The sequence below is a fragment of the Polynucleobacter sp. SHI8 genome (assembly GCF_027944005.1).
GTDB lineage: Bacteria > Pseudomonadota > Gammaproteobacteria > Burkholderiales > Burkholderiaceae > Polynucleobacter.
On sequence record NZ_AP027204.1, the window covers coordinates 1393546 to 1418474 of the forward strand.

At 41.1% G+C, this 24929-nt stretch carries 27 protein-coding genes; 15 read left to right on the forward strand and 12 right to left on the reverse strand.

Going from position 1 to position 24929, the window contains the following annotated elements; all coding sequences use genetic code 11:
• Window position 1: 1 nt before the first annotated feature.
• The 11 genes from QMN06_RS07000 to QMN06_RS07050 all read right to left on the reverse strand — a co-directional run bounded on the left by QMN06_RS07000 (window position 2) and on the right by QMN06_RS07050 (window position 10569).
• A complete protein-coding gene (locus tag QMN06_RS07000) occupies window positions 2-1003 on the reverse strand; it encodes an XdhC family protein (RefSeq protein ID WP_281969422.1) in 1002 nt (333 codons plus the stop codon).
• Between the two features lie 17 nt (window positions 1004-1020).
• Window positions 1021-2799, reverse strand: coding sequence for an ATP-binding cassette domain-containing protein (locus QMN06_RS07005; protein WP_281969423.1), 1779 nt, complete (start codon window positions 2797-2799; stop codon window positions 1021-1023).
• Between the two features lie 4 nt (window positions 2800-2803).
• Window positions 2804-3481 carry a molybdate ABC transporter permease subunit gene (gene modB / locus QMN06_RS07010; protein ID WP_281971741.1) on the reverse strand — a complete coding sequence of 226 codons (678 nt, stop codon included), beginning with the start codon at window positions 3479-3481 and terminating at the stop codon, window positions 2804-2806.
• Between the two features lie 9 nt (window positions 3482-3490).
• Window positions 3491-4264: a molybdate ABC transporter substrate-binding protein gene (gene modA, locus QMN06_RS07015; RefSeq protein WP_281969424.1), complete on the reverse strand. Its 774-nt coding sequence runs from the start codon at window positions 4262-4264 to the stop codon at window positions 3491-3493.
• Between the two features lie 104 nt (window positions 4265-4368).
• Window positions 4369-5007 carry a peroxiredoxin gene (locus QMN06_RS07020; RefSeq protein ID WP_281969425.1) on the reverse strand — a complete coding sequence of 213 codons (639 nt, stop codon included), beginning with the start codon at window positions 5005-5007 and terminating at the stop codon, window positions 4369-4371.
• 45 nt (window positions 5008-5052) lie between these two features.
• Window positions 5053-6015, reverse strand: a complete 963-nt coding sequence (locus QMN06_RS07025) for a D-2-hydroxyacid dehydrogenase family protein (protein ID WP_281969426.1) — start codon at window positions 6013-6015, stop codon at window positions 5053-5055.
• A 27-nt stretch (window positions 6016-6042) separates the two neighbouring features.
• Entirely contained in the window at window positions 6043-6333 is a 291-nt protein-coding gene (locus QMN06_RS07030) for a DUF4936 family protein (protein ID WP_281969427.1), read from the reverse strand.
• A 22-nt stretch (window positions 6334-6355) separates the two neighbouring features.
• A complete protein-coding gene (locus QMN06_RS07035) occupies window positions 6356-7348 on the reverse strand; it encodes a tripartite tricarboxylate transporter substrate binding protein (RefSeq protein WP_281969428.1) in 993 nt (330 codons plus the stop codon).
• Window positions 7345-7926 (reverse strand): UbiX family flavin prenyltransferase, encoded by a 582-nt coding sequence (locus QMN06_RS07040; RefSeq protein ID WP_281969429.1) that lies wholly within the window; start codon window positions 7924-7926, stop codon window positions 7345-7347. The genes QMN06_RS07035 and QMN06_RS07040 overlap by 4 nt, the downstream gene beginning before the upstream one ends.
• 12 nt (window positions 7927-7938) lie before the next feature.
• Window positions 7939-9570, reverse strand: coding sequence for a UbiD family decarboxylase (locus tag QMN06_RS07045; RefSeq protein WP_281969430.1), 1632 nt, complete (start codon window positions 9568-9570; stop codon window positions 7939-7941).
• A gap of 75 nt (window positions 9571-9645) precedes the next feature.
• Window positions 9646-10569: a LysR substrate-binding domain-containing protein gene (locus tag QMN06_RS07050; protein ID WP_281969431.1), complete on the reverse strand. Its 924-nt coding sequence runs from the start codon at window positions 10567-10569 to the stop codon at window positions 9646-9648.
• A gap of 122 nt (window positions 10570-10691) precedes the next feature.
• Between QMN06_RS07050 and QMN06_RS07055 the strand changes: the two genes are divergently transcribed.
• The 15 genes from QMN06_RS07055 (at window position 10692) to QMN06_RS07125 (ending at window position 24282) form a co-directional block, all read left to right on the forward strand.
• Window positions 10692-11582: an FAD binding domain-containing protein gene (locus QMN06_RS07055; RefSeq protein WP_281969432.1), complete on the forward strand. Its 891-nt coding sequence runs from the start codon at window positions 10692-10694 to the stop codon at window positions 11580-11582.
• A gap of 15 nt (window positions 11583-11597) precedes the next feature.
• The gene (locus QMN06_RS07060; protein ID WP_281969433.1) at window positions 11598-12071 is read left to right on the forward strand and encodes a (2Fe-2S)-binding protein; all 474 of its coding nucleotides are present in this window, start codon (window positions 11598-11600) and stop codon (window positions 12069-12071) included.
• Window positions 12068-14470 (forward strand): xanthine dehydrogenase family protein molybdopterin-binding subunit, encoded by a 2403-nt coding sequence (locus tag QMN06_RS07065; protein ID WP_281969434.1) that lies wholly within the window; start codon window positions 12068-12070, stop codon window positions 14468-14470. Before QMN06_RS07060 ends, QMN06_RS07065 begins: the two co-directional genes overlap by 4 nt.
• Before the next feature lie 15 nt (window positions 14471-14485).
• Entirely contained in the window at window positions 14486-15220 is a 735-nt protein-coding gene (locus QMN06_RS07070) for an enoyl-CoA hydratase/isomerase family protein (RefSeq protein ID WP_281969435.1), read from the forward strand.
• Window positions 15221-15250: 30 nt separating this feature from the next.
• Complete coding sequence (locus tag QMN06_RS07075; RefSeq protein WP_281969436.1) at window positions 15251-15913, forward strand: carbon monoxide dehydrogenase subunit G; 663 nt, start codon at window positions 15251-15253, stop codon at window positions 15911-15913.
• Between the two features lie 6 nt (window positions 15914-15919).
• Entirely contained in the window at window positions 15920-16912 is a 993-nt protein-coding gene (locus QMN06_RS07080; protein WP_281969437.1) for a tripartite tricarboxylate transporter substrate binding protein, read from the forward strand.
• A 93-nt stretch (window positions 16913-17005) separates the two neighbouring features.
• The gene (locus QMN06_RS07085; RefSeq protein ID WP_281969438.1) at window positions 17006-17464 is read left to right on the forward strand and encodes a (2Fe-2S)-binding protein; all 459 of its coding nucleotides are present in this window, start codon (window positions 17006-17008) and stop codon (window positions 17462-17464) included.
• Entirely contained in the window at window positions 17461-19683 is a 2223-nt protein-coding gene (locus tag QMN06_RS07090; RefSeq protein WP_281969439.1) for a molybdopterin cofactor-binding domain-containing protein, read from the forward strand. Before QMN06_RS07085 ends, QMN06_RS07090 begins: the two co-directional genes overlap by 4 nt.
• 15 nt (window positions 19684-19698) lie before the next feature.
• Window positions 19699-19986 carry an AraC family ligand binding domain-containing protein gene (locus QMN06_RS07095; RefSeq protein ID WP_281969440.1) on the forward strand — a complete coding sequence of 96 codons (288 nt, stop codon included), beginning with the start codon at window positions 19699-19701 and terminating at the stop codon, window positions 19984-19986.
• Window positions 19987-20051: 65 nt separating this feature from the next.
• Entirely contained in the window at window positions 20052-20960 is a 909-nt protein-coding gene (locus tag QMN06_RS07100) for an amino acid ABC transporter substrate-binding protein (RefSeq protein WP_281969441.1), read from the forward strand.
• 18 nt (window positions 20961-20978) lie between these two features.
• Window positions 20979-21767, forward strand: a complete 789-nt coding sequence (locus QMN06_RS07105) for an amino acid ABC transporter permease (protein ID WP_281969442.1) — start codon at window positions 20979-20981, stop codon at window positions 21765-21767.
• A complete protein-coding gene (locus QMN06_RS07110; protein ID WP_281969443.1) occupies window positions 21767-22432 on the forward strand; it encodes an amino acid ABC transporter permease in 666 nt (221 codons plus the stop codon). The genes QMN06_RS07105 and QMN06_RS07110 overlap by 1 nt, the downstream gene beginning before the upstream one ends.
• Before the next feature lie 18 nt (window positions 22433-22450).
• Window positions 22451-23191 (forward strand): amino acid ABC transporter ATP-binding protein, encoded by a 741-nt coding sequence (locus QMN06_RS07115; RefSeq protein WP_281969444.1) that lies wholly within the window; start codon window positions 22451-22453, stop codon window positions 23189-23191.
• A 75-nt stretch (window positions 23192-23266) separates the two neighbouring features.
• Window positions 23267-23611, forward strand: coding sequence for a hypothetical protein (locus QMN06_RS07120; RefSeq protein ID WP_281969445.1), 345 nt, complete (start codon window positions 23267-23269; stop codon window positions 23609-23611).
• A 281-nt stretch (window positions 23612-23892) separates the two neighbouring features.
• Window positions 23893-24282, forward strand: coding sequence for a surface-adhesin E family protein (locus QMN06_RS07125; protein WP_281969446.1), 390 nt, complete (start codon window positions 23893-23895; stop codon window positions 24280-24282).
• A 60-nt stretch (window positions 24283-24342) separates the two neighbouring features.
• Here the strand turns inward: QMN06_RS07125 and QMN06_RS07130 are convergent, their stop codons facing one another.
• Window positions 24343-24918, reverse strand: a complete 576-nt coding sequence (locus QMN06_RS07130; RefSeq protein WP_281969447.1) for a hypothetical protein — start codon at window positions 24916-24918, stop codon at window positions 24343-24345.
• Window positions 24919-24929: the final 11 nt, after the last annotated feature.

Below are 24929 nucleotides of genomic sequence, written 5' to 3' on the forward strand. Positions count from 1 at the left end.
CTTATTCTGAATCCAAACCCTGCTTAGCAATAGCGACTGTCATTTCTCTGGGTAAGGTCACGCCATTTTTCACTGCCAAAATTTCTGCCATAACACTAACAGCAATCTCAGAGGGTGTTTTACTCCCAATATAAATACCAATGGGTCCTCGTAATTTTTCTAAGGATTTTTCAGAGTGTCCAAAATGCTCAATCAGTCTTGATTTTCGGGAAGCATTGTTTCGTCTTGAGCCAATCGCTCCAACATAAAATGCCTCTGTTTCTAAGGCCTCAAGCAACGCTAAATCATCTAATTTCGGGTCGTGTGTAAGTGCCACGACACAGGTTCTTGAATCAGGCTTAAATTGAGTCACCATATCATCTGGGGATCCAAAATCAAGTGCCACATTGGGAACTGACCAACTAGATCGATACTCATCTCTAGGATCACAGATGGTGACAGAAAAACCATTAAATAAAGCCATCGTGGCTAAATATTCACTCATTTGACCTGCACCAATAATTAACATCCGATATTCTGGACCAAAGGTATTGATTAAAGAGGTAGGTGTAATTTCAAGTTCAGCAGGCTGATCAGTAGTCCTCAAAGTCACTTCTGTACTTGTAAGATCTAAACAACGTGCCACTAATTGGCCATGACCTAAATGATCAATTAATTCCTTTAATGGTTGGGCTTGGGGGTTGTACTCTAATACTAATTCTAAAGTTCCTCCACATGGCAAGCCAAATCGATGTGCTTCATCTGCAGTAATGCCATATTGCATTAATCGCGGCAATTGATCTTTGAGGGCCCCTGGTTCGAGGTGTTGACGAATAAGATCATCCTCAATGCAACCACCAGAAACACTTCCAACCACCCGACTGTCCTCACACAGAGCCATGATCGAACCAATAGGTCTTGGTGAAGATCCCCAAGTCCTTACCACTGTCACGAGCATTGCTTTTTTATGCTCACTTCGCCAAGTATGTAACTGCCGCAGAACTGTGATGTCAATATTTTCCATCTGATCAACCTTACTTGTTATTGTTTTGCAGGTAGCTCTATTTTAAAGCCTGTCTTATTCTCAAAATCAATCACATCCTCAAAAGAGTCAATGTCAAAAATATAATGATGATTGGCACTTTCCCAATGTATCACTTCCTCAGGATATTGATCCATATATTGTCGAACGGTCATCTCTAGCCCGCTTTCAATCACTTTCTTCAGTGCACTTCCAGAGAGTAGGACGGGATTTCCACGTTTACCTTGAACCATGGGTAATAAAAACTGTCCCGATTTGCGTACTTTAAAGTTTTCAATGAGTTGCCGAATATCAGCCTCATTTAAAAACGGTTGATCTCCCAGCATCATCAATATCACATCTAAGCTTTGTGAACTTCGATACAAGGCTTCTAAACCTAATCTGACGGAACCAGATTGACCGTCTTCTGGAGCAGAATTATGGACCCACTGAACTTGCTGATACTTGATCTTCTCTTGTATAGAATCCGCATAAAAACCAGTCACCACAATCGGTGCTTGGGTCACAAATCTACTTAAGGTTTCGACATGTCGCTCAAGTAAAGTCACCCCATCAATTTTCATAAGTGATTTAGGAATACCCCCCAATCGACTTCCTTGACCAGCGACTAATAAAATTGCCCCTATTTGAATTGGCTTTTCACGTAATTGTTTTTGCGCCATTTTGACGCTCGGATCAGAATACACCGGCATAATATGGATGCCAGCAGGGTCAAGTGATAGGTAAATGGTTTTTCCTTCAACCAAAGCTAAATCTCTTACCATTCGCGTACTAATCTCAAGATGCATCAATTGTGAGAAAGGTAACTCTAAAGATAAAGTCAAACTTGAGACATCACCTAATTGTAAAATCTTACTGACGCTGGCTGCAAAACTATTCACTTTGAAGTTTTTAGTCAAAGATAAGTCAACGTAGGCTCCTGATATCACCCATTTCACCTCTGTGTGATTTGGTAACCGACCTTTATCATTGATTTCTAAGACAACTGAGTGTATCCCCTGCCCCCACTGTAAATGCGCAATCGGCATTCCAGTTTGAGAATCAACTTGCTCTTTCTTGAAAAAAGTACCTGAAAAAATATCAGACAGTCCTACCAACTGGGCAACTCGCTCATTCCTTGGGCTCGAAAAAATATGAGCCGGGGTGGCTTGTTGTAAGGATTTTCCTTGATCCAGAATACACATGTTGTCGCTGAGTAACCTTGCCTCTCGGAGATCATGGGTAACCATCACAATCGGAATTTCGATCCGTTGCCGAAGTTTAATTAACTCTTCATACAGAATTTTACGGGTTGGATGATCTACTGCAGAAAAGGCTTCATCGAGCAACAATACTTGTGGTTGGCGGGCAAATGCCCTAGCTAATGCCACGCGTTGACGCTGACCACCGGATAACTCATGAGGATAGCGCTTTTGTAAGTCGATCAACCCCATATCTTTCAACAAACCTTCCACATACTCTTGGGAAAGATGACTCGGTAAGGCGAGTTGTATATTTTGATAAGCCGTGAGATGGGGAAATAGTGCGTAGTTCTGAAATACCATACCTACTGATCTTTTGGTGGATGGTACAAGCACCTTATTTTCAGTATCCAACCAAGTGCTATTGCCAATACAAATTTTTCCACTTGCAACGGGAAGAAGTCCAGCAATTGCGCGTAATGCACTGGTTTTACCACTTCCGGAGGGTCCAACAAGAGCGAGTAGCTGTCCATTTTGACATTCAAATGCCATATCTAAATAAACAGGATCTTGGGATCGAAGTTGAACTTGTAACATGTATTTACGCTTTATAACGGGACATACTCTGCTGACGAGTCAAAATCCATTGACTAATTAATAAGCCTAAGAATGAAATAATCAATAAGATTAACGCCATCATGCCCGCTTCATCCATATGCAAGGTTTGCATTTGATCATAAATTGAAATGGAAACTGTTCTCGTACTGCCAGGAATATTTCCACCCACCATCAGAACCACTCCAAACTCCCCAAGTGTATGCGTAAACGTCATAATGAGTGCCGTCACAATTCCTTTCCAAGCAAGCGGCAACTCTATTTTCCAGAATGCTTGCCATGGGTTGAGACCACAGGTTTGATAAGCATCTTTTAGATCTTGAGGGATAGCCTCAAAGGCTCTACGAATGGGTAGCCATGCAAATGGAATATTAAAAATTAAACTGGCTAACCAAATACCTGCAAATGAGAATACGAATGAAACATGTGTTAACTGATATAGCCACTCACCGATCCAACTGCCCTTACCAAAACCTACTAACATGTAGTATCCAAGAACTGTTGGTGGTAAAACAAGTGGGAGTGTAAATAGCGTTTCGAGTATTTGATTAGTCAATGTTGATTGTCTTTGCATCCAAAAAGATACAAAAATACCCAACGGTATTAAGACAATACTCGTTAATAATCCCAATTGAATCGAGAGATAAAGTGCTTGCCAATCCATAGTCAAGTATTACTCATAACCATATTGACGCCAAATCTTTTTTGCTTGTGCAGATTGCAAATAATCATAAAAACCTTTTGCCGAAGGGTTTGCTTGTTTAAAAATCATCATTTTTTGCAAAATTGGTTGGTGCTGTTGTTCTGGTATGAGGAAATAGGAGTCATCCTGAATAGTTTTAGATTGCTTGACCATGGACCATGGCACCATTCCCGCTTGAGCTGCTTCAGAGTGAATAAATAACATGGTTTGTCCGACATCTCCGCCCATCACTAAGGCCGGTTGAAACAAATTCTTTAGTTTTAAAAACTCTAGAGTCTGTATTGACGCCGCACCATATGGAGCCAATGCTGGATTTGCAATTGCGAACTTGGAAAGTCGACCATCTTGTATAGCTAACTTCAAATCACTCCAATCTGGAGTAACACGAATCTTTGACTTGTTGGATACCAACACCACTAACCTTCCCCTAGCATAAATAATCCCTGCCTCATTTGCATAACCTTGACTAACGAGACGATCAACATAATCTTGATTGGCCGATAAAAAGATGTCGTATTTTGCTCCTTGTGTCATTTGTTGGTAAAAATGTCCCGAAGATCCATAAACAATTTTGACCTGCAATCCGCCTTGTTTTGAATATTGCAATAGCAACTCATCAAGAACACCATTTAAGTTAGCGGCGGCAGCAACAGAAATCGATTCTCTAGATTGGGCAAGAGAAGGCGTCAAAGGTAAGTAAAAAAAACTAGCGATAACCGCTACAAGAAAAAATCGTCTCATCATTGAGTTGAATCTGAGTTCAACCATTCAGGTTATGGTTTCAAATATAAAATCCTATTATAGGTAAAAAGCCCGCTAGAGCGGGCTTTTCAATGAGGCTTATAAGATTACTTATTTGGTTGCGGTGTGATGCGTAAATAAGGTCTTGGTGATGTTACACCTTTTGGATACTTTACTTTAATCACTTCTGGATCTTGAACTGTCATTGGAATAATGACATCGTCTCCATCTTTCCAGTTTCCTGGGGTAGCTACTGTGTAGGCATCAGTCAATTGTAAGGCATCGACAACACGTAAGACTTCATCAAAATTGCGTCCAGTACTCATTGGATAAGTAATCATTAAACGCACAACTTTTTTCGGGTCAATCACAAAGAGTGAACGCACGGTTGCAGTTGCAGATTGGTTTGGATGAATCATGTCGTATAAATTAGAAACCGTTTTATCTTCGTCCGCAATAATCGGAAAACCAACTACAGTCTTTTGAGTTTCTTCAATATCTTTAATCCAAGTCACATGCTTATCAGCTGGGTCAACAGATAATGCAATAGCTTTGACATTGCGCTTATCAAACTCAGGCTTTAACTTAGCCGTTAAACCGAGTTCTGTTGTACATACAGGTGTAAAGTCAGCGGGGTGAGAAAATAAAATCACCCAAGAATCGCCAGCCCAGTCATAGAAATTGATTTTACCGATGGATGATTCTTGTTCAAAATTTGGGGCTTGATCGCCAAGTCGAATTGTCATGTTTTATATCCTTTTAAAATGATCTTAAATTATGCAACAAAATGATTACTTTTTGACGATATTAACTAAGGGTTCACCTTTTAGCCAAGCCTCAATCGCCATCACAGCACCTTGGGAAAGCCTTTGATATACAGGCTGTGAAACAAATCCCAAATGTGGGGTCATAAGTATATTATTTAATTGTCTAAACGGATCGTCCTTCGGCAAGGGTTCGTCATCATATACATCAAGTGCCGCCATCCCTGGTTTACCTACTTTTAAAGCTTTAACCAAGTCAGCAGTGTTAATTAAGGTTGATCGTGAGGTGTTAACTAAAAGAGCATCACTTCTCATGATAGAAAGAGTTTGCGCATTAATAATCCCACGTGTGGTCTCACCAGGCACTAAATGTAAAGTAACAATCTTAGAGGTACTCAGCAACTCTTCTTTACTAACTGCCTTGACGCCATGCTCAGCAGCTCGCTCAGGAGTCATATTAGGACTCCAAGTCACTACATCCATACCAAATGCGACCCCTACTTTCGCAACTTTAGCACCAATATTTCCGAGACCAAGAACGCCTAAACGCTCCCCAATTAGGGCAGGTAATACAGAATGTTCGTTACGCCACTTGCCATCTTTTAATAATTGACTCTGCTCACCGATCCTCTTATAGGCTGCCAAAATAAGCGCCCATGTTAATTCAACTGTAGTTTCTTTAGATGGTCCAAACTCTGTATAACTGACCGGTATCTTGCGGGCTTCTAATACATCATAGTCAATCAGTAAATTACGGCTTCCTGTAAACACAACATATTGCAAATTAGGCAATTGATCAAGCAAAGCTTTTCTAAGAGGTGTTCTGTCACGATTCATCACAATGATATTAGCAGGCTTGAGTGCGGCAACCAAAGCATCTCCTAGTAGACGATCTTGATGGAGTTCAATCGTGGCTTTTGCTTTGACGGTGTCGTTATCCTTTAAAACGGCAAGTGCGTTTTCAAAATCATCTAATACAACAATATGCATTTCAATCTCTCAGTCATTTAAATTGGATTAACGCAAAGGAATAAAGAGTTCATTCTTTCTTTGCTCAGGCAATCCACAGGATAAAGCAATTTGATGAATTTGCTGAATCATTGTTGGAGTAATCCCTTCAGGATGATGATAAACCTCCATCCAAGTTTCATTTCCATCACTACCAATTTCTGGACGTTGTAAAACCTGAAATTTTAGTAAGGAATCAAATTTTTTTATTTCTGACTGCAAGCGAAGGATACCCTCTTTTAAAGCGGTATGATCACTCGGCTTGAGCTTATAGTAAACATATAATATGGCTTGGTTCATGATGGTTAAAAAACTGGTTTTTTTACAGTTTTTCCATATTGAGTTGAGCTACTAGTTTTTTCCATTTTGCAATTTCATTTGCCAAAAGAGCTTTGAGGTCTTCAGGACTTCCACCTTTTGGTTCGATGCCTACCGATTGAAATTTAGCTTTGACTTCAGGATCTCTTAAGGCAAGGTTTACCTCTTTATTTAAACGATCTATGACTGCTTTAGGGGTTTTTGCTGGCACTGCCATACCATTCCATGCAACGACATCATATCCCTTAACACCACTTTCATTGAGTGTCGGTACATTTGCTAGGGCCTCATAGCGCTTCACGCTTGATACGGCCAAAGGCTTTAAATCACCACTTTTTATCATCGGCATGGCTGGAGAAATAATTTCAAATGCAACAGAAATATCTTTCGATTTAAGTGCCATAAATAAATTAGACGTTGCTTTATAGGGAACTAACTCCACTTGCAAACCCGTCATACTTTTAAATAGTGCAGCGGACATGTGCTGTCCACTACCAACACTAACAGACCCTATGTTGTATTTTTCTGGATTTGCTTTTGCTTTAGCAATGAAGTCAGCCACATTTTGAATGTCAGAGTTTTTATCTACTAGCATTAAAACGTCAAAGGAACCCATTAACGAAACAGGCTCAAAATCTTTTTGAATATCGTAAGGTAATTTTTTAAAAATAGCTTCACTCACTGCGTTTCCATAATTAAGATGCAGAATCGTATATCCATCTGGATCCGCTGCTGCTACTGCTTGAGCCGCTACAATCCCGCCAGCACTTGGACGATTATCAACAACAATTTGCTGACCCATAGAGTCAGACATTTTCTGCGCTATTAAACGTGCCGTAATATCAGCTACTCCACCTGGCGCATAACCTAAGACCAAGCGGATTGGCTTACTCGGATAAACATCAGCTGCAGTGACAATGGGGGAAAATTGCAAAGCAATCCAAGCTGCACAAAAAATACTAGCAATTTTTTTTAATAACATTTTTACCTTTTTCATTCTTTCTTACCTATTCCTTCCCAGCGTTTGGTGAGTTTTGTATCAATATCAAATAAATCTAAACAACGACCAACCGTGTGATTAACCATCTCATCAATCGTCTCTGGTTGTGCATAAAAAGCAGGAACTGGAGGCATAATAATGGCTCCATTTTCGGTCGCTTGTAACATCGTTTTTAAATGCCCTGCATGTAATGGCGTTTCACGAACCAAAAGTACTAAGCGACGGCGCTCTTTTAAAACAACATCTGCTGCGCGTGATAGTAAACTCGTTGTCATCCCCCAAGAAATTTCAGATAAAGATCGAATTGAACATGGTGCAATCACCATACCCATCGTTTTAAAGGAGCCTGAAGCAATCGTCGCACCAATATTTTTAATATGATGCACTTCAGTTGCTAACGCTTCCACCTCTTTAACGTTCATGTTTGATTCAGAACTTAAAGTCAAACGCGCAGATTCAGACATCACTAGATGTGTTTCTACGTCGGAATCTGCTAAGGTTTGTAAAATACGAATACCGTAGATAATGCCAGATGCACCACTAATACCAACAATCAATCGTTGCGGATTCGTCATTATTTTTTCCTATCAATTAGTTTCATCGGGGCGAAATTTAGTTTCCGCTGTTACATCATTCCTGATCTGAGTTTGACTAATTTTGCCATTTTCTAAGTAATTACCATCGACTGCGCGTTTTGCTGCTGCATCCCAAACGCTTGACCAATCACCTAAAGAATATCCAAACCAAGGTGCTTGGGGTTTTAGTTGAGGCAAACCGAAGGACTCCCACAGTTTTTTAGCTTTAACCATGTACTCTTCTTTAGGCAATGCCAATGGTGGCATTGGACTTTTCATCGTTGCATCCATGAGTAAGGTAGAGTCCTCTTCCCCATCATTTTCTCTTTTAGGACCATGTCCTTGACCACGATGTTCGAGCGTTTTCAGGTCATGTACGGGATTCATTCGATAAGCCATTGCCCAAAATAACGCGTCCGCATTATCCGGATCAATATCCTCATTGACAGCAATACAAATCTTGCCACAATCGCCTTTAAAAAAGGCTGCTCCATACAAGGCTCGCCAAATCTCAGTTTTTGATACGTCTTGAGCGAAGGTAATAATTGTGACCCTTAGCAAACCAGTTAAAGGCTCATGCAAGGAAACCCGCTTGACTCCCTTAATATTTAGGGTTTTAGATAGGTAATTTAAGAATAAAGGTTCATAAGCGACGCGCTTAATCACACTTGATTCACTTGGTGCCACTTGACTGATATATGAGGGTATGACTGGCTTAAAGCGATGTGTAATAGCTGTAATCTTCATCGGCAAATTAAACTCCTCAAGGGCAACGTGACCATGAGACTCGCCAAATGGTGCTTCTGGCTCTAACCACTCGAGATCGATCAATCCCTCAATCACAATCTCTGCTTGAGCGGGAATTTTAAGATCGACTGAATGAGCCTTGCTAATCTGAATGGGTTCACCTGCTAGACCTCCAGCCACATCAAACTCATCTACACCTAATGGTAATTTTTGTGGCCCCATAAATGCAACGTAAGGAGGACAGCCCAATACAATGGCACAAGGCATGGTTTTATGACCGGCTTTTTTCCAACCCAAATAGTGCAAATAGCCACCTGCTCCACCTACTCGAGTTGCCATACGAACAACCAAACGATCCGGTGCCTTGAGCTGGCAGCGATAAGTACCCATGTTCTGCCCACCCGTTTGTACGTCCTTAGTAATAACATTGGTTGCCGTTAAGGTAGGTGCACTATCAAATCCTGGTGTTGAAATCGGAATAGAAAGCATATCTAAGCCGTTACCCTCACCTTGCAAAGCTGCCCCTTCCAGGATCACTTCTTGGCAAATGGGGTTTTCTACCATCACTGGTGCAATTGGATGTTGTATAGCTTTATCCCACTTGGCTTGAATCTCTTCAACGTCACAGCCCATTCCAACACCGTAGACTGATCGATTCGCGGCTAATCCTCCGACTAAAACCGGAATATCATATGTACGACCTTTAGCATTCACAATATTGGTAAATAAAAATGCTTTACGGTCCGCTTCTGCCATCCCTCCAACAAATTGCCAACGCACGAGTGGGTGCATTTCAGAGTCTTTATCTATGGGCTGATCAATGACTTGTAAGAGTCCTTTAGACCTTAATTCGTCAATATGTTGCTGTAAATCATTGTAGGAAGGAGTTTGCTTCATGAGAAATGTCTTGCCTTTTCTTTTAATAGAATTTAAAAAAATGATATCACTTTAGAATAGAAAATAACTCATACGTTAAAAGTTCATATTTCTACATAAAGTATTAATTGCAAGTTCAGTGTCCTGTCCCTCTTGTGCTAACCATGTTGTGAATTTTTCTATCACAGGATTTTGCGGGATCAAGAGTGGCGCATTCAGGAAATATCTTCTAGTTCTAGCTCCTAAAAGTCCAAAGGGTAAAGTTAATTTGCCAGAAATTACTTCATCCGCAACCAAAAATAATGGCACTAAAACAATGCCTAAACCCTCTGCTGCTGCTTGAAGGGCAAAATACATCTGCTCAAACTCCAAATAATTCGCGGGTTTAATATGTGAAGCATTCGCTTCGACCAACCAATGCTTCCATGCGTATGGTTCAGTGGCATAACTAATTAAGGTGTGCTGATTCAAATCCCGCACCTGTTGTAATCGACCATGCTCCATCAAATCAGGATGACATACTGGCACAATCGTTTCAGTCATAAAGGGTACTGATACATGATTTGATAAGGCGACCGAAGCTCCACGAATCGCAACATCATATTCACCTGAATCAAAATCAATGGGTTCAATCGACGAGGTTAGTTTGATTTCTAGATGATTAATTTTTTTTTGAAATGTGGATATTCGGGGTATCAACCAGCGCAGATTAAATGTCGGTGGTGCATTAATTTGAAAAATATTTTCAACCGACCGATCAATTAATTGAGAAGCACTTACAGCGATCCGATCTAATGCAGGCGTTAGAGAAGATAAAAAATCTTTACCCGATGGTGTTAACACTACTTGAGATTTAGAGCGCATGAATAAATCAATGCCCAACCAACCCTCTAAAATGGCAACTTGTTTGCTAATAGCGCCATGGGTAACTTGCAATTCCTGAGCAGCTTTAGTAAAACTCACATGCCTAGCAGCAGCTTCAAAAGCCCGAATCGCGTTTAAAGGAGGTAATTTCCTCATATTTAGATATTAATCTTTTCTAATAAAATTGAATAGTGTGAGTTTTTGGAACATTAAATAGTTAATAATACATATGTTAATCTAATCTGCAAAGAACCTTACAAGGATTTAAATATTCCCCTATGAAAGCCGCTCCTTTTGATTACCACCTTGCAGAAAATTTATCTCACACGAAAAATTTACTAAAAGAGTATGGTGAGGATGTAAAACTAATCGCTGGTGGTCAAAGCCTTGTGCCCATGATGGCAATGCGCTTAGCAAAACCCAGCCACTTGATAGATATCGCCCGAATTGATGAATTGCAACTGATTTCGTCTTTTGAAGAATCGATTCGAATTGGCGCGGGGGTAAAACAATGTGTTTTAGAGAATCATTCTCTAACTTCAAAAATCCCCCTATTGTCAGCAGTTGTTCCTTGGATTGGGCATCATCAAACACGTAATCGTGGTACTGTTGGCGGTAGTCTAGCCCACGCTGATCCTTCAGCAGAGCTACCACTCATTGCTGTGATTTTGCAAGCACAAATCCATTGTGACCACCTTGATACTCATCGCATCATTTCTGCAAAAGACTTTTTCTTAGGTCCTATGTGGACCACTTTAGATCCTCAGGAATGCCTCACCCACATTGATTGGCCAATTTGGCAAGGTCATGGCATTGGTCATGCTTTTGAAGAGACATCGATTCGGCAAGGTGATTTTGCGATGGCCTCAGCCGCGACGCAATTACAAGTTGACGCAAGTGGCAAACTTATTCGTCTGCATTGCGGTGTTGGTGGTATGGGAGGAACACCCTATAGCTTTGAAGATATGGCCTCACCTTTGATTGGACAAACTCTGTCTAAAGATATGATCCTTGCATTTTCTGAGCAAGCTATCCAACAAACGGAGCCAGCAAGTGATTTACACGCAAATGCGGCTTATCGTCGCAACCTTGCGAAAACTTTATTGAGCAGAACCATTGAACAGTCTCTTGCAATGGCAATAAATTCTTTTCAACATCATCTTCGCTAGGCGGAAAGAAAACTGATGAAAAACATTTCTATTAATCTACAAGTCAATGGCAAACAAGTCAGTTCTCATGTAGAGCCTCGTACCAGCCTCGTTGATTTTTTACGTGACGAGCTTCGTCTAACAGGCACTCACGTGGGTTGTGAACACGGCATTTGTGGCGCATGCACGGTCCTACTGAATGGCGACCCGGTTCGGTCTTGCTGTATGTTTGCCGTTCAAGCAAATGGTCTGGAAGTAACCACTGTAGAGGGCTTAGCTCCAGAACGTGGTCAACTCTCAAAAATCCAGGATGCCTTTTGTGAGAAACACGGTTTGCAATGCGGCTTTTGTACCCCAGGTATGTTAATCACTTGCCAAGCGCTGATCAATAAGAACCCTCACCCAAGTGAAGCGGAAATTAGGGACGCAATTAGTGGTAATTTATGTCGTTGCACAGGCTATCAACAAATTGTGGATGCCGTTGTCTTTGCCACTAAGGAAACTTCATGAGCCAATCTCCACATTATGATGAATTTACGTACATCGGCAAACACCGTCGCGCGGTTGAGCATCGCCGTTTTGTTGTTGGTAAAGGCAATTATGCTGGGGATGTTCTCAAATCAGGAACATTGCACGTAGCCATTGTTGCTAGCCCATATGCCAGCGCAAAAATTCTGAAGATTGATGCCTCAGCAGCACTTGCAATTCCAGGGGTTGAGGCAGTCGTGACAGGCGCTGAAATCAACTCGGCAGTTTTACCCGTATTGCCAGGAGTTGATGCTCCTGCAGTCAAACGGTTTCCCCTTGCGCATGAAGTCACTAGATACTCTGGAGAGTGGGTCTGCGTAGTTGTCGCAAAGTCTCGAGCGATTGCCGAGGATGCAGCGGAACTGATTCAAGTGGATTATGAGGAATTACCTTATGTCTTAGATCCAGAGATTGCCATTGATGATCATTCCCATCACGTCCACGCAGATGCTGGAACCAACTTAATTTTTAATCGTCAATTTGTCTGGGGTCCGGTTGAAGAAGATTTTACAAAGACCGACCATCAATTAAGTTATCGCGTGAAGTGGGCGCGCAGCTCTACCGTTCCAATTGAAACTTTTGCATTAACATGTGAATGGTCTGATGCTACAGGCATCTTAGATATATGGGCATCTGTACAAATGCCTAAATACCCTGAACAAATTGCTAGCGCATTACAACTCCCAACTAATGCTGTGCGGGTTCACTATGATGTGGATGTGGGTGGTAGTTACGGCGTCAAAAGAGGTCTAAAGCATGCCATTTTGGTGGGTTATCTTGCTAAAAAATTAGGTAAACCGATTCGCTTTATTGAAGATCGTTTGGAAAATATGCGTGGTGGCGATATGCAAGGTCCCGATCGTCTTTTTGAGGTGACTTTAGGATTTCAAAAAGATGGTGAAATTACTTGCATGAAAATGCGCGCTCTAGAAGATATTGGTGCATATGCTGGTCGTTCACCTCTGCAGCTTGGCAAACCGATTGGCGCCATCAGCGGGCCCTATCGCATCAAAAGCGTTTCTTATCTCGCACAAGCTGTTTTAACTAATAAAACCCCGCAAGAGGCTGTGCGTGGTTTTGGTCAATCACCGACGAACTACGCTTTAGAATCGGGGATTGATAAGGTTGCCCGGTTTTTAAAGATGGATCCGATAGCACTGCGTAAACGCAATCTGATTCATAAAGACGAATTCCCCTACCTCATCCCTAGTGGCACAACTTATGACTCTGGAGATTATTCAACCGTTCTTGATAAAGCTCTAGCAGAGGCTAATTTAAACCAACTGATTGCCCAAAGAGATGCTCTTAGAGCTGAGGGTAAATTAGCAGGTATCGGAATCTCCACTTGCTTGGAGCCTTCAGGTGGTAACTCGTCATTTGAACCTTTATTTAATCCAAAAAATGAGACAACCACTTGGATGGAATCTTGCGTAGTAAAAATTGACTTAGGTGGTCGTGTGACCGCATTGATGGCTACTTCATCTTCAGGTCAAGCCCATGAAACCTTAGTATCAACCGTGGTTGGCGAGGTATTGTTACAACATCCAGACTCGGTGCGTGTTTTACATGCAGATTCATTAAACGCTCTACCATCTAATAGCCCTGTTGGTAGCCGTATGGCAATTATGTTAGGCGGTGCAGCAGCTGGTGCCGCCAAGAAACTCAAAGCTAAACTCATCACTATCGCAGCGGAGCAGTTTGGGGTTGCTAGTGAAGATATGACTTTTACTGGAAGTGAAGTTTTTGTCAATAACGCGCCAGAGAAAAACATCACTTGGGCAGATCTAGTTGCTATTGCTCATCGTAAATATCATCAAATGCCAAAAGATATGGAACCAGGTCTGCAAGAAAAATTTGTTTGGGAAGTTCCCACAGGTGGCGACCTGCCTGATGAGCAAGGTCGTGTACAAATGTACCCATGTCATTCTTTTGAATCACATGTGGTGCTCGTCAGCATTGATCCTGAAATTGGTAAAGCAAAGATTCATCGTTACGTTTGTGGCCATGATTGTGGTGTGATGATCAGCCCTGATGTTGTCCATGGCATGACCTATGGTGGGATTGCTCATGGTATTGGTGCTGCGCTCATGGAAAAATTTGCCTATTCCCCTGAAGGACAATTTTTGTCCGGAACATTTATGGATTATTTACTGCCTAGCTCTTCAGAAGTGCCGGCCATCACGATTATTGATCATTGCACACCTTCTCCCCTAACAGAATTCGGTCAAAAAGGTTCTGGTGAAGCTGGTTATTTAGGTAGCCCCGCAGCAATTGCGAATGCCATTAACGATGCTTTAGCTACAATCAACAAATCGATTGATTATTTACCAATGACTCCAAATGCTATTTGGAATGCCATTCAACAAGATACAACTAATTAAATACAAGGAACAAACATGAGTGCAGAAGTTCAAATCCAACAAGATGGTCGCTTATTAAGAATTACATTCAATAGGCCTTTAGATAATGCCGTGAGTGATGCAATGGCTCTCGCAGCTAGCCAAGCGATGGATACCGCTCATCTGCAATCCGATGCCGTTCTGATTACTAGTATTGGTCCGGATTTTTGTACCGGCAGAAAACGTAATGCAGATGCCCCGCCGCCATCTCCTGAGGCTTACGAGCGTCGTGCTGAGTATGATTCAATTTTTGGATGTTATAAATCTATCCGTGACTGTAAAGTTCCTGTGATTGTTGCTGTCGAAGGTCGTGTGATGGGCTTTGGCGCCGCCATTACTGCTCTTGCAGATGTATCTTTTGCAAGTGATACCGCAACATTTAACATTCCTGAGATTGAGCACAATGTCATGCCTACCATGGTCATGTCAGCTTTATATGACCGGATTAATCGCAATGCTGTGCTTTACATGGCTTACAGTGCCGAATTTATCAATGCTCATGAAGCTCACCAACTTGGTTTTACAAGTAAGGTTTACCCAGCCAGTGAACTCAAGCAAAAAGTAGAAGACTTTATTCAAGTTCTTTTATCAAGACCTCGCCCTGCAATTTTGGGCCTGAAAGAATATACTCATCATGCAGCTAGAATGGACGAAGCTGGCGCAATTGATTATGCTAGAAGTATTCATTCGATGGTCAATACCTCTGCCGCAATGAAGAAAAAAGCTCACTAAAATTAGTGTTTATATATAAGAGAGAATCATATGGAAATCCTAGGATCGCAAATAATTCCTGCAAGTCAACAAGCCGTTTGGGATGGATTAAATAGTCCAGACGTTTTAAAAAAATGTTTGCCTGGTTGTGAGTCAGTAGAATTAGTCAGCCCAGATGTATTCAAAGTGGTGATTACTGCGGCGATAGGACCTTTAAAAGCAAAATTTAATGGGACGCTGAATGTAACAGAAGCTAATGCACCTCATTCTTGTATACTTATTTTTGAGGGTCAAGGCGGCGCTGTTGGCTTTGGCAAAGGTTCTTCTTCCGTTACTTTAAAACCCGTTGATGGTGGCACTGAATTAACTTATTCAGCACAAGCTCACGTTGGTGGAAAACTTGCTCAAATTGGTTCTAGATTAATTGATAGCGTTGCTAAAAAAATGTCGGATGACTTTTTTAAGGCATTTAATAAAGAGCTGGGGGCCCAATCAGCACCTTCTCAAGAAAATACATCTTCTAACGAAAATTCTGCGCCAATCGCACAACAACCAACGTCCCATGTCCCTGCGGCTATTAGCTCCACAAATACATCATCAACCCCTAACGTCCAAGCCTCTAACTCAGGACAACAAGTGCCTGCATCTTGGCTCATCATCGCTGCTGCAGTTGGAGCTAGTATCGTCATAATTGCTGAACTGATCTTAAAGTAATTACATATGAAATCTGCTAATTTTCAAGATGTCCGCCGCAAACTTCTCATCGGCTTAAGTTCCTTAGCCGTTGTACCCCAACTTTTTGCGCAAAGTAGTAGCGGAAAAATTGTAAAGGTGATTGTAGGTTTTCCTGCAGGGCAAGCCACAGATCAAGTGGCGCGATTTTTGGCTGAAAAATTGCAACATATTACTAACGATAACTACATCATCGAAAATCGTCCTGGTCAAGGGGGAAGTATTGCCCTTGGACAATTAGCCCAATCCCCAAATAATGGGAATGTCATGATGTTGGCTCATATGTCGGCGATTGCTACTAACCCACATATCTACAAAAGTGTTAATTACAATTCTCAAAAAGACTTTAGTGCGGTTGGACTTGTTGGTGACTTACCATTTGTTTTGGCGGTTAATCCTAATTTACCGATTAAAAACTTAAAAGAATTGGTCGATTACGCCAAAGCAAATCCAACCCAACTCAGTAATTCATCTTCTGGTATCGGCACGGTTTCTCATTTAGCTCTTGAGGAGTTTAAACGGCGTGCGGGCATTCAGTCCCTCCATGTTCCGTATAGTGGCAGTGTTGCGGGCTTAACCGATGTGATTGCTGGCAATCTTACGATGGCTCTAGAAACTGCTTCCGCAGTTCGGCCACATATAGAATCTGGCAAGTTACGGGTCATTGCCGTAGGAAGTTCAAAAAGATTAGGTGGTGTATACAAAGATACCTCTACATTTATTGAACAGGGCTATAAAGACTTTACAGCAGCTACTTGGATCATGTTTATCTATCCTCAAGGTACTCCAAAATCCGAAATTAATACCTCCTATGCAGCCCTCATGAAGGTGATGTCTACCCCTGAAGTAGAGCAGAAGCTATTGTCTCTTGGTTGTCTTCCCAGAACAAGCTCCAGCACTGAAGAAGCCAATCAATATCTTCAGAAGGAATATATCAATTGGGGTGAAATCGTCGCGCGTAATCAGGTTGTTAAGATTTAGTCGATTTACGCTTGATTAGGGATGCACCTTAGGTTCAAACTTGCTAAATTCGGTTATATTATAGAAATATAAATACAACCAATAGGAGCAAAAATGGCCATTCAACTTCAGGTCAACGGTAAATCACATAGTGTGGATACCGAAGCACAAACCCCACTTTTATACGCACTCCGAAATGACTGCGATATCAACTCTGCAAAATACGGTTGTGGAGCTGGTCAATGCGGGGCTTGTACCGTGGTTGTTAACGGCAATCCAATTCGTTCCTGCATTACCCCGGTAAGCGCTATTTCTGGAAATGTAACGACCTTAGAAAACTATCAAAATGATCCTGTCTTAAATGCTCTCAACAAAGCATTTATTACAGAACAAGCTGCCCAATGTGGCTTTTGTATTGCCGGTATGATGATGAGCGCGAAAGTTTTGTTAGATAAAAACAAAAATCCTAGTGATACTCAAATTAAAAGTGCTCTGAATGGCAACCTTTGCCGCTGCGGAACTTATTCTCGAATCCTCAAAGCAGTTAAATTAGCAGTCAAGGAGTTAGCATGAACGCCCCATTTAAAAACTCACGTCGCCAATTTTTATTTCAAAGTACTGGCTTAGTTATCGGCTTTACTTTTGGTCGTGAATTAATCGCTGACACTACTCCTGATTTACCCATTGATTTAAAAAATAATCTCAATATCAATAGTTGGCTCTATGTAGACCCTACTGGAAAAATTGATGTCTACTCCGGAAAAGTCGAATTTGGTCAAGGAATCGCAACTGCTTTTAGACAAATTGTTGCTGATGAAATGGATGTCAATATTGAACGTGTCAATATTCTGCCTTGTGTGACGGGCATCGCCCCGAATGAAGGTGTTACTTCCGGTAGTCAGTCTGTTGAATACGGTGGTCTAGCACTACGCTATGCATGTGCCCAAGCAAGAGGTACTCTCTTAGAAAAAGCTTCCAAATCGTTGAATGTACCCGTTGGCGATTTAAGCATCAAAGATGGTGTCATTACTGCTAAAAATGGTGAGACAGCTAATTATTGGAAGCTAACTTCTACTGAGCTATTGCAACAAAAAGCCGATGGTAAATACAAGCCAAAAGGTATCAATAACTTTCAATATATTGGTAAATCTATCCAACGCATTGATATTCCTGCCAAAGTATCTGGCGGCGTAGCCTATGTCCAAGATATGAAGTTCCCTGGCATGCTGCACGCCCGGGTCGTGCGTCCTCCAGCACCAAGGGCTCAATTAATCAGTATCAATGAATCCGTGATTAAATCGATGCCGGGTGTTGTTGGGGTTGTCAAAAATGGTAGTTTCTTAGCCGTTGTAGCCAAGCGCGAGGAACAGGCCATCAATGCTTTAAATGAAGCCAAAAAACAAGCCAAATGGGAAATGGCGAACGACCTGCCTAATAACCAGGCAGAATGGCTCAAAACGATGATTGAATCACCGAATTTGGATACTGAACACGGCGTCAAAAAAGATCCATCTAAACAGGGCAAAAAAACCATTGGAGGGGAATTTACTAAACCTTTCTTAGCCCATGCGAGTATCGGTCCTTCTTGTGCGATTGGCATTCTGAAAGATGGTGTTACAACGATCTATAACCACGCCCAAGGGATGTACCCTTTACAGCGAGATATTGTGAAAGCTCTGCAAGTACCTCCTGAAAAAGTTGTCTGTATTCATCGCGAAGGCTCTGGAATGTACGGCCAAAGTGGAGCCGATGATGTGGCTCTTGACGCTGCTTTGATTGCTCGAGAGTTTCCAAATCAACATATTCGTGTGCAATGGATGCGCGATGATGAATTTAAATGGGAGCCCTATAACAGCGCGATGACCGTGAAGATTCGGGCTAGTCTGGATGAAAGTGGCAATATCTCGAATTGGACACAGGATATTTATAGTAATACCCACAGTACAAGGCCTGGTGAAAAAGAAGGTAATAACCTCATTAGTAGTTGGTACATGGCGAATCCGCAAAAAAGATCACCTGTGACGAATATCCCTCTTCCTGCTGGTGGGTCCCATCGGAATGGCATTCCTTTATACAGTTTCCCAAATCAGCAAATCAATAATCATTTAGTTCAAGAAATGCCAGTGAGAGTTTCTGCATTTAGAACTCTTGGTGCTTTTGCAAATATTTTTGCGATTGAATCGATGATGGATAAGCTAGCTAAAGAAGCGAATGCTGATCCAGTTGAATTCCGGTTGCGCCATCTCCAAAATCAACGGGGTAAGGATGTGATTCTAAAGGTCGCTGAAATGTCCAACTGGAAACCTAATCCAAAACGTGTCAAAAAGAATGGTAAGTTGTATGGTCGTGGGATGGCATTTTCTCAATACAAAAACCTACAAGTCTATTGTGCAGTGGTAACTGATATTGAAATCGATGCAAATGGCAAGATTCGTGTAACCGATGTCTGGGCGGCTGCGGAGGCTGGCTTAATCATCAATCCTGATGGTTTTAAAAATCAAATTGAAGGTGGCTTGATTCAAGCGATTAGCTGGACAATCTTTGAAGAAATCAAATTTAATAAGACTGGTATTCAAACAGCATCTTGGGCTGACTATCCAATTCTTCGCTTTGAAGATGTACCCAATATTCAGGTTGAACTCATTAATCGTCCAAATGAAAAATCGATTGGCGTAGGTGAAGGCAATGCTCCTATTGTAGGAGCAATCGCCAATGCACTTGCAATGGCTACCAATGGCAGGGTTTATGACCTTCCTCTCTCACCAGTCAAAGTAAAAAAATTATTTGCCTAAACGAAAGAAACTGATATGAACTTGCCCAATCTCGAAGAGTTTACAAAAGCCTCCATTGCAAAAGGATATGACAATGTAACGCCTCGAGAATGGGCAGCAAATTCAGTGAGTGAACTCCATACTCATGAGTTTGCCGTTCATGCGGTAATTGCTCAAGGTGAAATGTGGCTCACGCGGAATGATCAAACGCAACACCTGCAAGTGGGGGACACCTTCACTATGGACCCTGAAACGCCCCATTCTGAAAAATATGGCCCTGAAGGTACTATTTACTGGGCCGCAAGAAAATTTCCCAAAATCTAATACCGCAAGTATTAATGAATCTATGATAAATTGGTGTCATCCACAATTGATCTAAAGGTAAGGCCATGAAACCTAGCAAGTTAGTCCAAGTTATTTTATTTTCAACAACCCTCGTTGGTATCGTTTGTGCCTCTCAGGCAGGAACCATGGAAAAAATTGCTGAGACAAAAACTATCACTATGGGCGTACGCGATTCCTCTGGAGCCCTTTCCTATACATTAGGTGATGGTAAATATACTGGCTTTCATGTGGAGATTTGTAAACGGGTGATTGCCGATTTAGAGAAGAAATTAAAAACCTCTCTTAAAGTTGAGTACCAACCTGTTACCTCACAAAATCGTATCCCTCTCGTTCAAAATGGTACGGTTGATCTTGAATGTGGCTCAACCACCAATAATGCTACTCGTCAAAAGGATGTCTCGTTTGCTGTGACTACCTATGTTGAGGAAGTTCGTATTGCAGTCAAAGCAGACTCTAATATCACTTCAATTGCCCAATTAGTGAATAAGAAAGTAGCTACAACAACTGGTACAACTTCTGTGCAGTTACTCCGCAAACATGAGCGTGCGAATGGCGTCAATTTTGAAGAGATTTTTGGTAAAGATCATGCCGATAGTTTCTTGCTGCTTGAATCTGGTCGCGCTGATGCTTTTGTGATGGACGGCTCTATTCTTGCGGGTAATATTGCCAACGCAAAAAATCCTAAAGACTTCAAAATTGTAGGTGAAGTACTCAGTGTCGAACCGATCGCCATCATGATGCGCAAAGATGCTCCAGCCCTTTTTAAAACGGAAGTGGATAACTCCATCAAAGCAATGATGAAGGATGGCACGCTTGCCAAAATGTATAAGCAATGGTTTCAAGACCCAATTCCACCCAAAGGAAATCGTGTCGGACTTGATTTATCTGACAACACAAAAAATGCTTGGGCTAATCCAAACGATAAGCCTGCGGAAGATTACGTTAAAAAATAATCGGTGACTCTTTAGTTCATGTCACTAGATTTTCAGATATTTTGTAAAAGCACCTTTGATGATACCTACTCCCCTCGTTGCTTTGGGGAGTTTTTTCAGTTCGGGCAAGGTACTGGTGATCCCACATATCTTGATTGGCTCTTAACTGCATGGGGTTGGACTATTGCTGTATCTGCCCTAGCATTATTCATTGCTCTTTTGATCGGTATTACGATCGGCACACTTCGAACAATATCGAATGAAACGGTTTTAAGTAAAGTACTGATCTTTTTTTCGAATGCCTGGGTAGAGCTCTTTCGTAATATTCCGGTTTTGGTTCAGGTATTTTTGTGGTACCACGTCATTCCGATGCTGATTCCTGCTCTCAAAAATTTCCCATCATTTCTTCTCGTCAGTATTGCCCTTGGGTTTTTTACTTCGGCTAGAATCGCTGAACAAATGAAAGCTGGTATTTTTTCATTACCGAAAGGTCAGCGCATGGCTGCCCAGTCCTTAGGCATGACTAAAGTGCAAACATATCGTTATGTTCTCTTGCCGATGGCTATGAGAATCGTGATTCCCCCTCTAACTTCTGAGTGTATGAATATTGTTAAAAACTCTGCTGTTGCATTTGCTGTATCTGTCTCGGAGTTAACACTTTTTGCAATGCAAACCCAAGAAGAAACTTCCAAAGGGATTGAAATGTATCTTGGTGTCACTGCTCTTTATATCGTGACGGCTTTTACTGTCAATCGAGTCATGGCCTTGATTGAACGTAAAACGTGTATCCCAGGTTTTATAGCTACATCGAGTCAGGGATCTCACTAATGCAACTGGATCTCTCGTTTTATACCTGGGACTTGATTGAGAAGTTTATTCTCAAGGGATTGTTGTTCAGTATTCAACTCACCATCATTGCGACTCTTGGTGGAATCATATTTGGTACTTTGCTCGCGCTCATGCGCTTATCCAGTCAGAGGATTTTATCTAGCGTTGCCTCTTGGTATGTCAATATCATGCGCTCGATTCCACTGGTGATGGTGATTCTGTGGTTCTTTTTATTGATGCCCTCAATTATCGGTCGCTCTATCGGTGCAGAACTCTCCGCTTACATCACCTTTATTGCATTTGAAGCCGCCTTCTTCTCTGAGATTATCCGGGCTGGTATTAACTCGGTTCCGCAAGGACAAAATCATGCGGCCTACGCTCTTGGCATGAATTACCAACAAAAAATGAGCCTCATTATTTTGCCGCAGGCGTTCCGGAATATGATTCCTGTCTTAATGACCCAAACCATCATTCTGTTTCAAGATACCTCCTTAGTCTATGCCATTGGTGCTTATGACCTATTAAAAGGATTTGAGGTTGCGGGGAAAAACTATGGTCGTCCGATTGAAACTTACCTCCTTGCTGCGGTTGTTTATTTTGTGATTTGTTTTTCACTATCGACGATCGTTAAGAAAATTCAACAAAAAGTAGCAATTATTCGTTAATTAACCAAGGTTATATTTATGGCTTTTATTGAACTTCATCATGTCAACAAATTTTACGGGCAGTTTCAGGTGTTGAGTGATTGCAATCTCACTGTTGAAAAAGGTGAAGTCGTTGTGATTTGTGGTCCATCAGGTTCCGGCAAATCAACTCTCATCAAAACAATTAATGGTCTTGAGCCAATTCAATCAGGAACTATTATTGTGGATGGCGCTTCACTACAAGACACTCAAACGAACCTATCTAACCTTCGCTCAAAAGTGGGGATGGTGTTTCAGAGCTTTGAATTATTTCCCCATTTATCAGTCACTGACAATTTAACGATTGCACAAATCAAAGTCTTAAAACGCTCTCCTCTTGATGCAAAAAATCATGGACTGATGTATCTTGAGCGCGTTGGTTTAACTGCGCAAAAGGATAAATTCCCAGGGCAACTCTCTGGCGGTCAACAACAACGTGTCGCCATTGCCAGGGCTCTATGTATGGACCCTCATGTCATGTTATTTGATGAGCCCACTTCCGCTCTGGATCCTGAAATGGTTGGAGAGGTTCTTGATGTAATGGTGCAGTTGGCAAATGAGGGAATGACGATGATGTGCGTGACCCATGAAATGGGGTTTGCGAAAAAAGTCAGTAACCGCGTCATTTTTATGGATCAGGGACGAATTGTCGAAGACTGTTCCAAAGAGGAATTTTTTGATAATGTCAGCGCTAGAGCAATGCGAACTCAAGAATTTTTACAAAAAATTATCCCTAATTAGGTATACTATTTTGAATGATTTCTTGGAAATGATTCGAAAATATAAGTTAAAAAATAACAAATATGGAGGCTCATCATGCGTTTATCTAAATTTATATGGTTGTTCTGTTCTTTATTTTTTGGGGTAAGTGCTGATCTTTTTGCGCAAAGTATCCCGTGTGAAAATGCAATTAAGAATAAATACTCCGGTGAATACCAGGATAAGTATGGCAATGGCTCTAGTCGGAAGATATCAATGCTTCAATACTATGCTACACAAGGACCTGGTATGCATAAATTTGGAAATAATAATGCTCTACTCTATTTGGCAGTTGTTGATAAATATGAAAATGGTCAAATCAGGGGAAGAGATACTGTCAAGGTATGGTGCGTAGTAAACACTAAAGGTAATGTGTTGGGTTTAGAAAGAGATTTCAATTAGTCTAAATAGCTTTTCCTGCGCATGAATTTCTTTCGATAAGGAAATCATAAAATAAGATTCAACAATAGCATCCGGCGGAGTTAGTGCTAATGTCAAATTACTTCCCAATAAAGCGAAGGATAGAATAATTCTATATGTTAAGAGAACATATATAAAATGAAACATAAATAAATGAAACTTAATTGAATTCAAACGATATTTACTTTACTACACATATAAGATTCTTAAGGCAAAGCACTAAAAAACTAATCGAAAAAATTTAATTGATCATAAAACCGTCTATGAAATTTAAACCACAAATTTTATTGAGTCTTCTTTTAGTAATAAGCTTTCACACAAGTGCTCAATGGGTCCCATTATTAGAAAATACGCGTAACGACACGATGTTTTATGATCCTTCTAGTATCGTCCAAAATGGAAATTTGTTTCATGTCAGAATTTACTCGAATTTTACAAAGGCTCGTCCTGATGATTCATATGCAAGTAAAAGTACCATGACGCATGTTTCAATCAATTGCCGAAATAAAACTTTTTCTGTATTACAAATGATTGATTTCGATGAGCAAAATCTGCGAGGAAATTCAAGAGCAAAAAATTTTTCTTATCCAAAAATGTCACCAATCCCTGAAAAAAGTAGTATCAGCGAACTCGAAAAAAAGATTTGTGATTAGTCATCATTAACCATGAAATGGTTTTATCTTCGAACAAATCATCTCCATCTCCCAGGCAACTTAGTTAGCCGAAATATTGCTAAAGCGGAAGATGAATTCTGGATCTCTTAATTTTCCACTTAAGCTCATACTTGATTCGTAGATGCATTCACCATCTTTGCCAGGAAGAAATGTACCTGAAAAAGTAACTGATTGACCCTTTTTTAACATGGAAGCACTTTGAAAAAGATTGCTACCAGGATTAATTAAGGTCTTAGCAGAGGCATCTGAAAAATCATTATTCCATGTTTTGACTGTGATATTTTTAGCTAATGAAATTTCTAAAACACCCTTACCGTCACTATTGGCACTTACTTTTTGCACTTTACCTACCCAATTTTTTACAGCCTTATTAGCCAATACATTACAAATGGCCCGGTCACGCTTCGCTTTGATACCCCCTTTTTGCATGTCATTATCAGCACTCTTGGCATCAGCTTGAGCAAGACTTACGATACTTATAAAGTTGTCTTCCTGTGGCGGAATGGAGGCGGAGTTAGCTACCACTGAATAACTTATTTGGGAAAGCACAATGATTGCAACTAACCCTGCTCGGAACATGTTATGAGGTGATCGATAAAGCAATGTCTCTTTCATTTTTTTCCTTC

Excerpts from the sequence above, each read along its gene's own strand:
- QMN06_RS07125 (WP_281969446.1), top strand. The coding sequence starts at position 23,893 with ATGAAATTTAAACCACAAATTTTATTGAGTCTTCTTTTAGTAATAAGC.
- QMN06_RS07045 (WP_281969430.1), bottom strand. The coding sequence starts at position 9,570 with ATGAAGCAAACTCCTTCCTACAATGATTTACAGCAACATATTGACGAA.
- QMN06_RS07000 (WP_281969422.1), bottom strand. The coding sequence starts at position 1,003 with ATGGAAAATATTGACATCACAGTTCTGCGGCAGTTACATACTTGGCGA.
- QMN06_RS07080 (WP_281969437.1), top strand. The coding sequence starts at position 15,920 with ATGAAATCTGCTAATTTTCAAGATGTCCGCCGCAAACTTCTCATCGGC.
- QMN06_RS07100 (WP_281969441.1), top strand. The coding sequence starts at position 20,052 with ATGAAACCTAGCAAGTTAGTCCAAGTTATTTTATTTTCAACAACCCTC.
- QMN06_RS07070 (WP_281969435.1), top strand. The coding sequence starts at position 14,486 with ATGAGTGCAGAAGTTCAAATCCAACAAGATGGTCGCTTATTAAGAATT.
- QMN06_RS07130 (WP_281969447.1), bottom strand. The coding sequence starts at position 24,918 with ATGAAAGAGACATTGCTTTATCGATCACCTCATAACATGTTCCGAGCA.
- QMN06_RS07065 (WP_281969434.1), top strand. The coding sequence starts at position 12,068 with ATGAGCCAATCTCCACATTATGATGAATTTACGTACATCGGCAAACAC.
- QMN06_RS07105 (WP_281969442.1), top strand. The coding sequence starts at position 20,979 with ATGTCACTAGATTTTCAGATATTTTGTAAAAGCACCTTTGATGATACC.
- QMN06_RS07115 (WP_281969444.1), top strand. The coding sequence starts at position 22,451 with ATGGCTTTTATTGAACTTCATCATGTCAACAAATTTTACGGGCAGTTT.
- QMN06_RS07040 (WP_281969429.1), bottom strand. The coding sequence starts at position 7,926 with ATGACGAATCCGCAACGATTGATTGTTGGTATTAGTGGTGCATCTGGC.
- QMN06_RS07030 (WP_281969427.1), bottom strand. The coding sequence starts at position 6,333 with ATGAACCAAGCCATATTATATGTTTACTATAAGCTCAAGCCGAGTGAT.
- QMN06_RS07025 (WP_281969426.1), bottom strand. The coding sequence starts at position 6,015 with ATGCATATTGTTGTATTAGATGATTTTGAAAACGCACTTGCCGTTTTA.
- QMN06_RS07060 (WP_281969433.1), top strand. The coding sequence starts at position 11,598 with ATGAAAAACATTTCTATTAATCTACAAGTCAATGGCAAACAAGTCAGT.
- QMN06_RS07020 (WP_281969425.1), bottom strand. The coding sequence starts at position 5,007 with ATGACAATTCGACTTGGCGATCAAGCCCCAAATTTTGAACAAGAATCA.
- QMN06_RS07095 (WP_281969440.1), top strand. The coding sequence starts at position 19,699 with ATGAACTTGCCCAATCTCGAAGAGTTTACAAAAGCCTCCATTGCAAAA.
- QMN06_RS07050 (WP_281969431.1), bottom strand. The coding sequence starts at position 10,569 with ATGAGGAAATTACCTCCTTTAAACGCGATTCGGGCTTTTGAAGCTGCT.
- QMN06_RS07110 (WP_281969443.1), top strand. The coding sequence starts at position 21,767 with ATGCAACTGGATCTCTCGTTTTATACCTGGGACTTGATTGAGAAGTTT.
- QMN06_RS07005 (WP_281969423.1), bottom strand. The coding sequence starts at position 2,799 with ATGTTACAAGTTCAACTTCGATCCCAAGATCCTGTTTATTTAGATATG.
- QMN06_RS07075 (WP_281969436.1), top strand. The coding sequence starts at position 15,251 with ATGGAAATCCTAGGATCGCAAATAATTCCTGCAAGTCAACAAGCCGTT.
- QMN06_RS07120 (WP_281969445.1), top strand. The coding sequence starts at position 23,267 with ATGCGTTTATCTAAATTTATATGGTTGTTCTGTTCTTTATTTTTTGGG.
- modB (WP_281971741.1), bottom strand. The coding sequence starts at position 3,481 with ATGGATTGGCAAGCACTTTATCTCTCGATTCAATTGGGATTATTAACG.
- QMN06_RS07085 (WP_281969438.1), top strand. The coding sequence starts at position 17,006 with ATGGCCATTCAACTTCAGGTCAACGGTAAATCACATAGTGTGGATACC.
- QMN06_RS07035 (WP_281969428.1), bottom strand. The coding sequence starts at position 7,348 with ATGAAAAAGGTAAAAATGTTATTAAAAAAAATTGCTAGTATTTTTTGT.
- QMN06_RS07090 (WP_281969439.1), top strand. The coding sequence starts at position 17,461 with ATGAACGCCCCATTTAAAAACTCACGTCGCCAATTTTTATTTCAAAGT.
- QMN06_RS07055 (WP_281969432.1), top strand. The coding sequence starts at position 10,692 with ATGAAAGCCGCTCCTTTTGATTACCACCTTGCAGAAAATTTATCTCAC.
- modA (WP_281969424.1), bottom strand. The coding sequence starts at position 4,264 with ATGATGAGACGATTTTTTCTTGTAGCGGTTATCGCTAGTTTTTTTTAC.